At 59.1% G+C, this 14,510-nt stretch carries 13 protein-coding genes; all 13 read right to left on the reverse strand.

Going from position 1 to position 14,510, the window contains the following annotated elements:
• Nucleotides 1-6: 6 nt before the first annotated feature.
• Nucleotides 7-543 carry a F0F1 ATP synthase subunit delta gene (locus tag LG327_RS04130; RefSeq protein WP_404366161.1) on the reverse strand — a complete coding sequence of 179 codons (537 nt, stop codon included), beginning with the start codon at nucleotides 541-543 and terminating at the stop codon, nucleotides 7-9.
• 12 nt (nucleotides 544-555) lie between these two features.
• Nucleotides 556-1,026, reverse strand: coding sequence for a F0F1 ATP synthase subunit B (locus LG327_RS04135; RefSeq protein WP_404366164.1), 471 nt, complete (start codon nucleotides 1,024-1,026; stop codon nucleotides 556-558).
• Nucleotides 1,027-1,106: 80 nt separating this feature from the next.
• Nucleotides 1,107-1,334 carry a F0F1 ATP synthase subunit C gene (gene atpE, locus LG327_RS04140; RefSeq protein WP_166252863.1) on the reverse strand — a complete coding sequence of 76 codons (228 nt, stop codon included), beginning with the start codon at nucleotides 1,332-1,334 and terminating at the stop codon, nucleotides 1,107-1,109.
• 42 nt (nucleotides 1,335-1,376) lie between these two features.
• On the reverse strand, nucleotides 1,377-2,240 hold the full coding sequence (gene atpB, locus LG327_RS04145; RefSeq protein WP_404366168.1) for a F0F1 ATP synthase subunit A: 864 nt from the start codon (nucleotides 2,238-2,240) through the stop codon (nucleotides 1,377-1,379).
• 16 nt (nucleotides 2,241-2,256) lie between these two features.
• On the reverse strand, nucleotides 2,257-2,649 hold the full coding sequence (locus LG327_RS04150) for an ATP synthase subunit I (RefSeq protein ID WP_404366171.1): 393 nt from the start codon (nucleotides 2,647-2,649) through the stop codon (nucleotides 2,257-2,259).
• Nucleotides 2,650-2,757: 108 nt separating this feature from the next.
• Nucleotides 2,758-3,633: a ParB/RepB/Spo0J family partition protein gene (locus tag LG327_RS04155; protein ID WP_404366173.1), complete on the reverse strand. Its 876-nt coding sequence runs from the start codon at nucleotides 3,631-3,633 to the stop codon at nucleotides 2,758-2,760.
• Nucleotides 3,634-3,686: 53 nt separating this feature from the next.
• Nucleotides 3,687-4,481: a ParA family protein gene (locus LG327_RS04160; RefSeq protein WP_404366176.1), complete on the reverse strand. Its 795-nt coding sequence runs from the start codon at nucleotides 4,479-4,481 to the stop codon at nucleotides 3,687-3,689.
• Nucleotides 4,482-4,483: 2 nt separating this feature from the next.
• A complete protein-coding gene (gene rsmG / locus LG327_RS04165) occupies nucleotides 4,484-5,131 on the reverse strand; it encodes a 16S rRNA (guanine(527)-N(7))-methyltransferase RsmG (protein WP_404366178.1) in 648 nt (215 codons plus the stop codon).
• Nucleotides 5,132-5,138: 7 nt separating this feature from the next.
• Nucleotides 5,139-7,025 carry a tRNA uridine-5-carboxymethylaminomethyl(34) synthesis enzyme MnmG gene (gene mnmG / locus LG327_RS04170; protein WP_404366181.1) on the reverse strand — a complete coding sequence of 629 codons (1,887 nt, stop codon included), beginning with the start codon at nucleotides 7,023-7,025 and terminating at the stop codon, nucleotides 5,139-5,141.
• Between the two features lie 344 nt (nucleotides 7,026-7,369).
• A complete protein-coding gene (locus LG327_RS04175; RefSeq protein ID WP_404366184.1) occupies nucleotides 7,370-9,247 on the reverse strand; it encodes an MFS transporter in 1,878 nt (625 codons plus the stop codon).
• A gap of 202 nt (nucleotides 9,248-9,449) precedes the next feature.
• Nucleotides 9,450-12,560, reverse strand: coding sequence for an efflux RND transporter permease subunit (locus tag LG327_RS04180; RefSeq protein ID WP_404366187.1), 3,111 nt, complete (start codon nucleotides 12,558-12,560; stop codon nucleotides 9,450-9,452).
• A complete protein-coding gene (locus LG327_RS04185) occupies nucleotides 12,557-13,660 on the reverse strand; it encodes an efflux RND transporter periplasmic adaptor subunit (RefSeq protein ID WP_404366189.1) in 1,104 nt (367 codons plus the stop codon). Before LG327_RS04185 ends, LG327_RS04180 begins: the two co-directional genes overlap by 4 nt.
• A 54-nt stretch (nucleotides 13,661-13,714) precedes the next feature.
• Nucleotides 13,715-14,278 carry a DUF3833 domain-containing protein gene (locus tag LG327_RS04190; protein ID WP_404366192.1) on the reverse strand — a complete coding sequence of 188 codons (564 nt, stop codon included), beginning with the start codon at nucleotides 14,276-14,278 and terminating at the stop codon, nucleotides 13,715-13,717.
• Between the last annotated feature and the right edge of the window lie 232 nt (nucleotides 14,279-14,510).

The following is a 14,510-nucleotide window of genomic DNA, read 5'->3' on the forward strand; positions in this document are numbered from 1 at the left end:
CTGAAATCAGGAGCCCAGGGCCTTGGCCATCTTGGCCAGCTTGCCGCGAACAGAAGCGTCGATCACCATGTCACCCGTGCGTATCATCACGCCGCCAATCAGGGACTGATCGACCGAGGTTTCGAGATCTATCTTGCGCTCCAGCTTTCTGGACAATGCGTCGACCAGCTTGCGCTGCTGCTCTTCTGTAAGTTCGAACGCCGTGTTTACCTGCAGCTTTACTGTGCGTTCCTTATTGGCCCGGTACAGAGTGAACAGTGCCGATATTTCCGGCAGCAGGATCAGACGCTTGTTTTCAGCAAGAATCGACAGGAAATTTCTGAGTGCTTCGGGTACTTCGCCTTCGAAACAGCCAATGAAGAGCTCCGCCTTGCGCTGTTCTGAGAGACCCGGGCTGCCCAGGATCTTCTTTATCTCTTTGTCAGCCGCAACCTGAGCAACAAGGGCCAGCGCCTGATCCCACTGATCAATCGCACTTTCGGCCTGCGCAGCATCAAAAACGGCCTTTGCGTAGGGTCGGGCTAACGTCGTCAGTTCTGCCATGATGACCCTCTTTTAGAGTTCTGCAGCCAGCTTGTCCAGCATCTCGCTGTGAGCTTTGGCGTCTACAGAGGTCTCCAGGATCTTCTCAGCACCGGCAATGGCAATGGCTGCCACTTCTGCCCTCAGTGCGTCACGAGCCTGAACACGCTCCTGTTGAATTTCAGCTCTGGCCTGCTCAATCAGCTTCTCGCCTTCCGCACGGGCGTCGGCCTTGGAGGCCTCGACGATCTGGGCGGCGCGCTTGTTGGCTTGGTCGATCAGTGCTGCACCTTCTTCTTTTGCCTTCCGCATTTCGCTGGAGGCTTTTTCCTGAGCCAGCTCAAGGTCGAGCGAAGCCCGATCTGCGGCGGACAAACCGTCGGCAATTTTCTTCTGGCGTGCGCTCATGGCCTGGGTGATCGGCGGCCATACATACTTGACGCAGAACCAGACGAAAAGAGCGAAGGAGATCGACTGCCCTATTAACGTAAGGTTGATATTCACGGCAATATACCTCTTGCTATTCGTTGCGTCCCGGTAACCGGAATTCCGGGCGCCACAGGGGCGCCCGCTCTAACGGCTGATTAACCAGCAACAACGAAAATCAGGTACATGGCGATACCAACGCCGATCATCGGAACCGCGTCAAGCAGACCGGCCATGATGAAGGTTTTGGTTTGCAGCTGGTTGGCCATTTCCGGCTGACGGGCTGTGGATTCCAGCAGCTTGCCGCCCAGAAGGCCGAAGCCAATGCCGGTCGCCAGAGCGCCGAGACCAAGAATGATCGATGCTGCAATCATTACCATTTCCATTGAAGACTCCTCAGTTTTTCAGGTAGTTAAGGGTTTATGAATTTAAAGTTGTCCGTGGTGTTCGTGTGCTGCGCTGAGATAGACCACCGCGAGCGTCGTAAAGATAAAGGCCTGCAAGGTTACCACGAGTATGTGGAAAATGGCCCAGGGTACGCTCAGTGTCCACTGAACCCACAATGGCAGTATGGCGATCAGTATGAACACCACCTCGCCCGCATACATGTTACCAAACAGACGCAGGGCGAGACTTATGGGCTTGACTATCAGCACCAGCAATTCGAGGAACAGGTTAAAAGGTATCAGGGACCAGTGATTGAACGGCGTGAATGACAGTTCATGAAGGAAACCGCCCGGTCCTTTAACCTTGATGCTGTAGAAGATGATCAGCAGGAAAACGCCAATGGAAATACCGAAAGTACCGTTGGGATCCGTGGTTGGAACAATCTTGAAGTATTCCAGCCCCATGGCGTGGGCGATGGAAGGAATATAGTCCACCGGAATCAGCTTCAGGCTGTTCATCAGGAAAATCCAGACGAACATGGTCAGGGCCAGGGGAGCAATCAGGGGATTACGACCATTGAAGCCATCCCTGACGATGCCTTCAACAAATTCAAACACCATTTCCACAAAATTCTGCAGACCGCCCGGGGTGTCGTCGGTGGCGCGGGTTGCTACGAAGCGGAAAAGCCCCAGAAACAGAATACCCATGAAAATGGACCATCCGAGGGTGTCCACGTGAAAGGCCATGAAACCCATGTCTGACGCTTCGCCTGCGGTGCGGGCAAAGGTCCAGGAAGCCTCTTCCACGAGGCTTCCGTCAGCCCGTTCATAGCCCTCGGGCAACTTGCCGTAGGTCAGGTTCTGAAGGTGATGCTTTATATACTCTACTGGGGTATCAGCTGCCATAACTGCTCTCGTCCAGTCATCGCTGTGTTTGGGGCTGAATGAGCCAGCGCAGGGCGGCACTCATCACAACCATCACAGCAAAAGTGAATAACAGAGCCGGTGCGTGTACTGGCTCCATCAAGATGAAAACGGCCGCGAAAAAAACAGCGGTAAGGGCAAGTTTTGTACTTTCTGCCCTGAACAGGTCACCGACCATGAAGCGCATGTTACGAGCGCCCTGAAAACGAAATACCCGGTGAGCAAAATACGCGTTTGGGATGACAAAAATAAGACCGCCGACCAAAGCGGAATAACCGGCCAAACGACTTTCCAGGCTCCACAGCAGGCTGAGAATCAGTATTACGGAACCCTCAATCACCAGCCAGCGGGCAAGAGGTAATCGGGTAATGTGAGTTCTCGCCCTTGTCATTGGGAGCAAACCTTTCATCACTGCCTGCCAAGACTGCAAGCGCGCAGAATTATATGTGTTAAAGCCCCTCTGTTCAACCGGCCGCAAATGAAAACCTGCCAGGGCAACTCATTTGATGTGCTCGAGAATGCCGTCGAGTTCATCCAGGGAACTGTATTCGATGACCAGCTTTCCCTTGCCACGCTGGCCATGGTCAATGGAAACCCGGGCACCCAGACGTTCCGCGAGGCTGTCCTGAAGGGCACGAATGTTGGGGTCCACCACGCGCCCGGCATCCGGCGACTTGCCGGGGGCTTCCTGCTGGAACCGCCGGACAAGAGCTTCGGTCTGCCGCACCGACAGGGATTTGGCCACGACCTGGCGGGCCACCTGCATCTGTTGTTCAGGGGGCAGGGTGAGCATGGCACGGCCATGGCCCATTTCCAGATCGCCGTGCTCCAGCATCACCCGGACGTCTTCAGTCAGGCTGATCAGGCGCAGCAGATTGGTGATGGTGGTACGGGACTTGCCGACAGCTTCCGCCACCTGGGCCTGGGTCAGGCCGAATTCTTCCTGCAGGCGATGCAGAGCGAAAGCCTCTTCAATGGGGTTGAGATTTTCCCGCTGTATGTTCTCGATCAGCGACATGGCGATCGCCGCTTCATCGGAAACATCACGGATGATGGCCGGAATCCGGTCAATTTCGGCCATCTGGGTGGCCCGCCAGCGACGCTCCCCGGCTATCAGTTCGTAGCGGCCTTCGCTCAGAGGGCGCAGCACAACTGGCTGCATCACGCCCTGCTGACGGATGGAGTCGGCCAGTTCCTGGAGGGCAGCCGGATCCATGTCCCGGCGAGGCTGATAGCGGCCGCGCTGGATCAGGTCCACGGGCACCTCGCGCAGTTCGCCGTCGTGCTCGCTCAGATCGCGATCAAGGTTCACTCTGGAGCCAGCCAGCAGTGCGCCCAGCCCACGCTCACCCAGTCCTCGTTTTTTCGCCGCCATGGTATTCGTCATTTGTCCGGTGGAATTCTGTCGCTGATGAAAGGGGGACTATCTTACACGGCAACCGCAGCCGCTGTCTTTTCCGAACCATGTCGCCGGACCATTTCCCCGGCCAGGGCCAGGTAGGCCACGGCTCCCTTGGAAGCCCGGTCATACTGCAGCGCAGGAATACCATAACTCGGGGCCTCTGCCAGCCGGACATTGCGGGGAATCACTGCCCGGTAGACCTTGTCGCCGAAATATTCGTTGAGCTGGGAGGAAACATCCAGCGTCAGGCTGTTGCGGGGGTCATACATGGTACGCAGTATACCCTCCACCTTGAGCTCCGGATTCACCGTCTCCTGGATCTGCTCCACGGTATTCATCAGGGCTGCCAGTCCTTCAAGTGCGTAATATTCACACTGCATCGGAATCAGCACCGTGTCCGCGGCAGACAGGGCGTTGACCGTCAGCAGGTTCAGCGAAGGAGGGCAGTCAATCAGGATGTAATCGTACTGGTCGCGGATGCTGTTGACCGCCAGCCGCAACCGGTGCTCCCGGCCGATTTCATTCATCAGGGCTACTTCCGCGGCAGTGAGATCGCCGTTGGCCGGCATGACATCAAAACCGGACTGCTCAACCCGGACGATGACCTCAGCGGCGGTTGCCCGTTTGGTGAGCAGATCGTAGCCAGACAGGGAAAGAGCGTTCTTGTCGACCCCGCTACCCATGGTGGCATTGCCCTGGGGATCCATGTCCACCAGCAGCACCCGGCGTTTGGTAGCGGCCAGGGAGGCGGCCAGATTGACACAGGTGGTGGTCTTGCCGACGCCGCCTTTCTGGTTGGTGACTGCTATGACCCGCGCCATGACTAACCTCCTGTCTCGGAATCACGATCAATGATAAGCAGGTGACGTTCACCGGTACATCCGGGCACCTGCAGGGGATGGTGGGCAGCCAGACGCCAGCCCGCAGGCAGCGCTGCCACTTCATCATCCGGAAACTGGCCTTTCATGGCAAGGAACTGGCCATCATCCGCCAGCAGATGGCCACACCAGGCCACCAGATTCGCCAGCGCCGAGAAGGCCCGGCTGCTGATCTGGTCATACCTCGCCCCGGGATCACAGGCTTCGGCCCGGCCATGGATCACGTCCACATTGCTCAGCTTCAGTTCAAGCACACACTGGGTCAGAAATCTGGTCTTCTTGCTGTTGCTGTCCAGCAGGGTGAACCGCCTGTCCGGCAGGGCAATGGCCAGGGGAATGCCCGGAAGACCCCCGCCAGCGCCCACATCCAGCAGGTGGCCGGTGGTGACCCAGGGCAGCAGGCTGAGGCTGTCCAGCAGCTGCCGGGAAACCATCTCGGAGGGCTCACGCACCGCCGTCAGATTATAGGCCAGATTCCACTTGGTGAGCAGGCCGAGAAAGCTTACCAGCCGTTCCTGTTGCTGCGCGGAGAGAGTCAGCCCCAGGGCGGTCAGCCCGGAACTCAGCTGGTCGTGCCAGCGTGGGTGGTTCATGGGCGCCTCAGGCTGACTGCTTGCGCAGCAGGTCGCGCTTTTTCAGATGCACCAGCAGCTGGGATACCGCCGCCGGAGTAACGCCCTGGATACGGGACGCCTGAGCGATGGTCTCCGGCCGAACGGCCTTGAGTTTCTGACGGATCTCGTTGGAAAGGCCGCCAATGGCATCGAAATCCATGTCCACCGGCAACCGGGTGTGCTCATTGCGGCGCAGGCGCTCGATTTCGTCGGTCTGCCGCGCAATGTAGCCTTCGTACTTGATCTCTATCTCAACCTGGTCCGCCACGGCCGGGTCCTCGGTCTGCTGGCCGCTGATTTGTGCAATATGGCTGTAGACGATTTCCGGCCGGCGCAGCAGTTCTGCCAGCGAATGCTCCTTCGCCATCGGGCGCTGCAGATGGCTGTCGGCAATCGCCGCGCCCTCGGTGCCGGGATGCACGAAGCTGGTGTTCAGGCGCTGGCGTTCAAGGCCGATGGCGTCACGCTTTTCGTTGAAACGGCTCCAGCGGTCGTCGTCCACCAGCCCCAGCTGGCGACCGGTCTCGGTGAGGCGCAGGTCGGCGTTGTCTTCCCGGAGGATCAGCCGGTATTCGGCACGGCTTGTGAACATCCGGTAGGGCTCGGAGGTGCCCATGGTGATCAGGTCGTCCACCAGTACACCCAGGTAAGCCTCGTCACGGCGCGGATACCAGGCGTCTTTCTCCTGGGCCTGAAGGGCGGCATTGATACCCGCGAGCAGGCCCTGGGCGCCAGCTTCTTCGTAACCGGTAGTGCCGTTGATCTGACCGGCGAAATAAAGGCCCCCGATGAACTTTGTCTCCAGGGTGTGGCGCAGGTCCTGGGGATTCAGGAAATCATACTCGATGGCGTAGCCTGGCCGGGTAATGTGGGCACTTTCAAAGCCGGGAATGGTGCGCACCGCAGCCAGCTGGATATCGAACGGCAGGCTGGTGGAGATGCCGTTGGGATAGAGCTCATTGGTGGTGAGGCCTTCGGGCTCCACGAAAATCTGGTGTGAGTCCTTGTCTGCGAAACGGCTGACCTTGTCCTCTATGGACGGACAGTAGCGCGGACCTATGCCTTCGATATTGCCAGCGAACATCGGCGAGCGGTCGAAGCCGCTGCGGATGATGTCGTGGGTCTGCTCCGTGGTACGGGTCACGTAGCAGCATACCTGCTCGGGGTGATCCTCACGGGAACCGAGGAAGGACATCACCGGGGTCGGGTCGTCCCCCCACTGTTCCTGCATTTGCGAGAAATCCACGCTCCGGGCATCAATGCGCGGCGGGGTGCCGGTTTTCAGCCGGCCCACGTTGAAGGGCAGCTCCCGCAGGCGCTGAGCCAGGGCATTGGCAGGTGCATCGCCGGCCCGGCCGCCGGAATGATGCTGCATGCCGATGTGGATAACGCCACCAAGGAAAGTACCGGTGGTGAGTACCACGGTGCGGGCCATGAAACGTATGCCGGTCTGGCTCACCACACCGGTCACCCGGTCGCCTTCAACAACCAGGTCATCAGCCGCCTGCTGAAACAGGGTCAGATTGGGCTGGTTTTCCAGGATATGGCGGATAGCGGCCTTGTACAGAACCCGGTCAGCCTGGGCGCGGGTGGCGCGAACCGCAGGACCCTTGCGGCTGTTGAGTGTGCGGAACTGAATGCCCGCCAGGTCGGTGGCCTTTGCCATGGCGCCGCCCATGGCGTCGATTTCCTTGACCAGGTGGCTTTTGCCAATACCACCGATGGCGGGGTTACAGGACATCTGGCCAAGAGTCTCGATATTGTGAGTCAGCAAAAGAGTGGACGAACCCATACGGGCCGCCGCCAGGGCAGCTTCCGTACCGGCATGGCCACCACCTATGACAATCACATCGAATCGGCTCGGAAAATCCACAGGGCACCTCGGAAAAAGACTTCAAAAACGGGCGGAGGAGTATAACGCGTCGGCCCCGCAATTGCAGTGGGAATGTGCAAATTTTAACCACATTCGGGTGCCTGAGCGGGAAACTCTCCGACCAGGGAGTCCAGTTTCCAGAAAACTCCATCCCGTATCCTGAAACAATTCCACCAAATCATGCGCTTGGACGGGTCAGTTAAGGAGTTTTTTCAGGAAAGTTATCCACATTTCCGGACCCCTTATAGCCTCTCAGGAACAATTGCATGACATTGTTTTTACAGGTTATTTACAGGGTTACGCAGAATTTATACTTGGGTTATTCATGTGTTTATCCACAGGCATCAGGGCAGATTTCCCCGAAGCTCACGCACCCTGGCTTCAAGGCTTTCAGCGCTGGCCTGTTCCGGCGGAAGGGGTTCTCCCACACGCAATTCAATCCGTGACCAGAACCGGCGCGGCCAGTGTTTCATGGCCGGGCCGCCACAGTGGCTGAAAAAACTGCCCCAGAGGCCCCGCAGGGCCATGGGCACCACGGCAACGGGATAGCGCTCAAGGATGATTTCAACACCGCTGCGAAAGCTGGCTATTTCACCGTCGCCTGTCAGCCGGCCCTCCGGGAAAATGCAGACCACCTGACCATCGCGGAGTTCCTGTTCAATAAGATCGAAAGCCTGATCATGGATATCGGACGCTTTGGATTTTGGGGCTATGGGAATGGTTTTGGCCAGGCGGAAAAAGCCACCCAGCACCGGGGTGCTGAAAATCCGGTAGTCCATGACGAAGCGGGTTGGCCGCCGTACCGCACCCCCCAGAATCAGGGCATCCATCCAGGTAACATGATTGCACACCAGCAGCACAGGCCCTTCTTCGGGGATGTTTTCCAGACCTTCGTCACGCACGCGGTAGATGGTGCGGGAAAGCAGCCAGATTACAAAGCGCAGGGCAAACTCCGGCACCTGCTGGTAGACAAACGCGGCCACGATCAGATTCATCACAGCCAGCACCAGGAAGAATTCGGGGATGCTGAGCCCGAGCAGCCCCAGCATCACTATGCCGGTCAGGGCACTGACCACCATGAACAGGGCGTTGATCACATTGAGGGCGGCAATGATACGGGCCCGCTTGTCCCGGGGGGTTTCATGCTGCACATAGGCGTAGAGGGGCACAATGAACAGGCCGCCGGAAATGCCGATGCCCAGCAGGTCCAGCAGGATACGGCGGTATTCGGCATTGGTGATAACCAGCCACCAGTCGCTGGGGACCGGATCGGCCGGCATGTTCAGATACAGGTCGAGCCCCAGCAGGCTCAGCCCCAGGGAGCCTATGGGGACGATCCCCAGTTCCACCCGGTGTCCGGAAAGGCGCTCACAGAGCATGGAGCCAATGGCAATACCGATGGTGAAGACTGCAAGCAGCAGAGTCACCACTGTCTCATCCCCCAGCAGGTCGCCCTTGGCAAAATTGGGAAACTGGGTGAGATAGGCCGCCCCCAGGAACCAGAACCAGGAGATGGCGAGGATAGCCAGCAGGACGTTGTGACGCTCCCGGGCCAGGGCAATCAGGCGCCAGGTTTCCCGGAACGGCTGCAGGCGGATATCCAGCGCCGCCGAACCCGCCGCAGTGGGCGGAACCTGGCGGGCGGTCAGATAGCCCAGCACCGCCATCGCCACCACCCCGATGGCGGCAATCTTCGCAGCTGCCGCAAAGCCCATGATGAGGCCGGCGGCAATGGTGCCAAGCAGAATTGAAACAAAGGTGCCCATGCTCACCAGGGCATTGCCACCTACCAGTTCGTCGTCTTCCAGCACCTGGGGAAGAATGGCGTATTTCACAGGTCCGAAAAAGGTGGACTGAGTGCCCATCAGGAACAGCAGAAGCAGCAGCAGTTCATACCAGCCAAACCAGAGTCCGGTGGCGGCCGCCAGCATGATCGCGATCTCCACCTGTTTGACACGGCGGATGACGAGGGATTTTTCATACTTGTCCGCCACCTGGCCGGCGATGCCGGAAAACAGGAAGAACGGCAGAATGAACAGGAAGGCGGCCAGATTCACCACCAGGGTGCTAGAGAGGCCGAGCAGACCACCTGTGGTGTAGGTAACAAGCAGCAGAAGGGCATTCTTGAAGAGGTTATCGTTGAAAGCGCCAGCGAACTGGGTCAGGAAAAACGGCAGAAAACGCCGCTGGGTAAACAGTCGGAACTGGCTCTGGTCGGCCATCTCTGGAACTCCCTGTCTCAGTAATGCGTGCCTGGAACCGGCGTCCTGCTACGAAAGCCGCCGATTGCCGGGCGGGGGCAGGGCCCGTGAGCGCAACCATGCGGCAAAGCCGGAAAACTGGCAACCGCTTTTTTCCGTCCGCCCGCGGGGCTTGTTCCATGCAGCCCTACTGCAACCTCCGGTTACCTCTCTGAGGGAACGATCAGTGAATCCCGGTGCCCTCGGCGCGAACCTGCTGGTCCAGTGCCTGCTGCACCGAGTTGGTGGACTTTGCAAACCTGGCGAGCAGGTTGTAAAGCACCGGAATGATAAACAGGGTGAGCGTGGTGGCGAAAATCAGGCCGCCCAGCACCACCACCCCTATGGAAGCACGACTTTCAGCCCCGGCACCTGTAGCAATAACAAGAGGAATGGCTCCGAAAATCGTTGAAATGGTGGTCATCAGGACCGGTCTGAACCGCAGGATGGCACCTTCCAGAATGGCGTCATGGACACTGTGGCCCCTGTCCCGCAGCTGGTTGGCGAACTCGACGATCAGGATGCCATTCTTTGCCATCAGCCCCAGCAGCATGATGATGCCGATCTGGCTGTAAATGTTCAGGCTGATCCCGGTCAGCAGCAGGGCAATCAACGCGCCGGTGACGGCCAGGGGCACCGAGAGCATGATGATCATGGGATGAATCCAGCTTTCGAACTGGGCCGCCAGCACCAGGAACACAATAAGAAACGCCAGACCAAAGGTAACGTAGATGGCGGAGGAGGATTCCTCAAATTCCCGGCTCAGGCCCTTGTAGCTCACCCTGGCCTCAGCGGGCAGATAGTCCACTGTCAGGCCATTCAGGTACTCCAGCGCGGCCCCCAGATCATAGCCTGGTGCAAGTGAGCCGCTGATGACCACGGCAGGGAGTCGGTCAATACGCCTCAGGTCGGGGTTGGCACCGATTTCCGCCACGTCCACCAGAGCCTGAAGGGGTACCAGTTCACCACCAACCCTGGGCCGCAGGAATATCTGGCCCAGATCCCCGGGGGAGGCTCTGTCCGCGTCGCGGGCCTGGACAATCACATCGTATTCCCGACCCCGGTCCAGGAAGGTGGTGACCTGGCGGGAAGCCAGCATGGTCTGGAGCGTCAGCCCAACATCCTGCACGGTGACATCAAGATCCGCTGCCCGCTGGCGGTCGATGCTCACTCGCAGCTCGGGCCGGGTGAGCTCAAAGTCGGTCTCCAGGTTTCTCAGGTTGGGATTGGACTTCGCCTGTTCGAGGATTTCCTGGCTCCAGCGCTGCACCGTCCCGTAATCAGGACCGCCGATGACGAATTCGATGGGCTGACTGAAACCCCGCTGGCCAAGGCCGGCAGGATTCACCGCTACTGAACGCACACCCGGCACCTCCGCCAGCTTTGGATAAAGCTCGTCGGCAATGGCCTGCTGCCTGACGTCCCGGTCCTGCCAGGGCACCAGACCCATGATCAGAAAACCCCGGTCGGCCTCCTCCCGGAAGCCCACGATGGAGATCAGCCGGTCAGCCACTCCGGCGTCAATGTAGGGCAGAAGACGCTCCTCAATCTTGCGTACATGGTAATCCGTGTACTCAGCAGTTGATCCCCGGGGTGCACTGGCAGGCATAATGATGACGCCCCGGTCTTCGGTGGGGGCCAGCTCCTGGGGCAGGCGTGGGAAAATCACCACCGCGATCACCATACCGGCAACACCCAGGCCGAGCAGCAGGCCCGGCTGGCGGAGTGAAAACCTGAGCATCCGCTCATAGCCCCGGTTCAGGCCATTGAGCACGCGTTCGCTGGCAGCCCAGAGGCGATGACCCTCGGCGGATTCCGGGCTGTGGCGCAGCCATTTTGAACACAGCATGGGCGCCAGAGTCAGGGCAACCAGGCTGGACACCACCACGGCCGTTGCCAGGGTAAAACCAAATTCCCCGAACAGTCGACCAACATTGCCGCCCATGAAGGAAATTGGCACGAACACAGCCACCAGAGTCAGAGTCGTCGCAATGACGGCGAAGGCCACCTGCTTCGCACCACGGAAAGAAGCCAGAAGCGGTGGTTCCCCGTCATCTATCCGGCGCTGGATGTTTTCCAGCATCACGATGGCGTCGTCTACCACCAGACCGATGGCCAGGATGATGGCCAGCAGGGTCAGCACGTTGATGGAAAAGCCCAGCGCCCCAAGGCCGATAAACGCCCCGATGATAGCCACCGGGATGGTGACTGCAGGAATCAGGGTTGCCCGCCAGGAGCGCAGGAACATGAAGATCACCAGAATAACCAGGGATACGGAAATCCCCAGGGTGATCATCACTTCCCTGATTGAAGCCCGAATGAAGATGGACTCATCGTAGCTTTCCGCTATGGTCACTTCTGGTGGCAGGTTCTGCCGGATCCTGACCAATTCAGCCTGAACCGCATCCGAGACGGCAACCGTATTGGACTTGGACTGGCGGATAATACCCATCCCTATGGCAGTGACGCCATTGGCTCTCAGCCTGCTGGTGTCCGACTCCACTCCCATCTGGACGCTGGCCACTTCACCCAGACGCAGCAGTTCATTGCCGTCGCGCCGGACCACCAGATCGCGGAACTCTTCTACCGTTGACAGCCGACCCTCGGCCCTCACGGTGAAATCCCGGGAGCGGGACTCTATGGTCCCGGCCGGCAGTTCCACATTGTTCGCCCTCAGGGCCTGCTCCACCTCGGCCACGGTTATGTTGCGGGAGGCCAGCCTATCCTGGTCCAGCCATACCCGTATGGCGTAGCGGCGTTCCCCGCCAATACGGACACTGGCAACGCCGTCAAGCACGGACAGTCTGTCCGACAACACCCGCTCGGCAAAATCACTGAGTTCGGCGCTGTCCCATACATCGCTGCGCAGGGTTACCCACATCATCGGCCGGGCGTCGGAATCCGCCTTCTGTATTCGCGGAGAATCTGCCGCCTCCGGGAGCTGGTCAGCTACCCGGGCAACCGCGTCACGTACATCGTTGGCGGCAATATCGACGTCCCGGGAAGTGCTGAATTCAATGGACGTGCGGGATTCACCCTGCTCGGTGCTGGATTCAATGGAACGGATACCCTCAATGCCGCTGATAGCGCCTTCCACCAGCTGGGTAATCTGGGTATCCACCACTTCCGCCGCGGCACCGGTGTAATCGGTGGAAATGGACACCTGGGGCGGGTCGATATCGGGGTATTCCCGCACCGGCAGGCCAAAGAGCGCGGCAAGGCCGAAGACCACGATCAACAGGCTGATGACCGTGGCAAATACCGGCCTTTTGATGGAAATGTCAGAGAGGATCAACGGATCCCGCTCCAGCTTTCCCCGGCCATTTCACTGCTGAGCAGTGCGCTATCATCCTTTACCAGAGTGATCCGGTCACCACTGCTGAGCCGGTCCTGACCGGTGACTATCACCAGATCTCCATCAGAAAGCCCGCTGGAAACTTCAACAATGCCCGGCTCCCTGGAGCCGAGGATGACTTCCTGGCGACGGGCCTCCTCACCCTCCGCCAGGAACACGAAGGCCCGGCTGCCCTGCACCAGAATCGACTGCTCAGGCACCACCAGGGCCTGACGTTGTCTGAGGGTGAGATCAACCGACATGAACTGGCCCGGCCGGAGTTTGAGGTCCGGGTTCTCTATGACCGCCTTCACCGGCAGGGCCCTGCTCAGTTCACTGATACGGGAGCCCAGTTCAGCCAGGGTGCCTTCGAAGATTTCGTCGGGGAAAGCCGCAGTTCGGGCAGTAAGCTTCTGGCCCCTGCTGATCTGGCCGAGATAGCGCTCCGGCACTGAAAATGTCAGTTCCATGCGATCCATGGCATCCAGGGTGGCAATGGAATCGCCGATGGTCAGGTAGGCCCCTTCACTGACATCCACCAGCCCGGTGATGCCGGCAAAAGGTGCTTCGATGCGGTGGTCCTCCACTCTTGAGCGGGCGGCTTCGAGCTGGGCCCTGGTCACATCAAGGGTAGTGTTCAGATCATCCAGCTGAGCCTGGGAAATCGAGTTTCTCGAACGCAGGCTGCGGGCCCGCTCAAACTGGCGGCGGGCGTCGGCGTACTGGGCCTCAAACACCCGCAGATTGACCCGCTCCTGGCTGTCATCCAGCTGGACCAGCAGTTGCCCCCTGTCCACCCGCTCCCCTGGCTCAAAGTTCAGTCTGACTATGCGGCCATTGACCTCACTGGTCAGCTCCACCTGTTGCCGTGACTTCAGGGTGCCCACGGCAACAACCCCGTCCTTCACGGTTACCATCTCGGGGCTGACGACATTGACCGGGCTGGCCCGCTTCTGCCTGCCCTGCTCCGTGGCCGGACCGGGATCCAGGTAAAAAAATGCCCCGGCAGCTATAACTGCAACCCCGGAGATCATTGCGGCGATCAGCCACTGTCTAATCATGTTCATTCCCGATGATGTGCGTGGGATTCTGTCCGGAACCTCCGGCCCCACGCGTTACCGGTTTCCCGGGCCGTCTTTTTTCTGTATCACCAGCACCAGTTCGCCGACTTCCACACCCCACTTGCTCATCGTGGTCTGGTTGATCAGCGTGTCTGGTGTCACCAGGTACATCCAGTCATCCATGCGGACATCAAGGGTGTCATCGCCATAGTCAAGCCTGAGCACGTATTCCAGATTGATGGCGTTGCCTGCCCAGCGCATATGGCCCGGCTCCACCACATCGCCAGCGGTGGCGTGATAACCGCCATCCTCTGGAGTCAGAGTCCAGGTTCGCGTCTGGCGTTCTCCGTCATTGAAACGGAACACTTCATCCAGGGTGCCGACGCCGTTTTCATCCCATGTTGCGGTGATGTCGGCGTCAAAGCTACGGATGACTTCTCCCGACCAGTCCTTGACAACCCCGCGGGCGACCAGTTCCCCCTCAAAAAAGCGGGAAGGCACCAGTTCCGGCGTCCTGCCCTGGTAATCCTCAAGGGCAGGTCCGGCGCACCCTGACAGAATAACGAGGGCAAGAGTCGCGCCGATGATTCGCCCAAGCCATGATGGCGAAAAGCCCATATTACGTCTCCGCATAATTTTACGCCCCCTGTAATTTCCTACTCACTTCGGGGAGGGATTTACGCCTGAAATCCGTTCCTGGACCATGCAGACGCCTCCCCGGAGCTCCGTCATTTCGGCCAATTGTCTTTTCTGACAGGGGCCAGGGCGGTTTTCGTCAATGGAACCCCTGTGCAACTGTCGTACAACTGTCGTACAACTGACGGCCCGGAACTTTCCGGCTGCGATCAGG

This window comes from Marinobacter sp. (assembly GCF_044799475.1).
In the GTDB taxonomy this organism is placed as follows: domain Bacteria; phylum Pseudomonadota; class Gammaproteobacteria; order Pseudomonadales; family Oleiphilaceae; genus Marinobacter.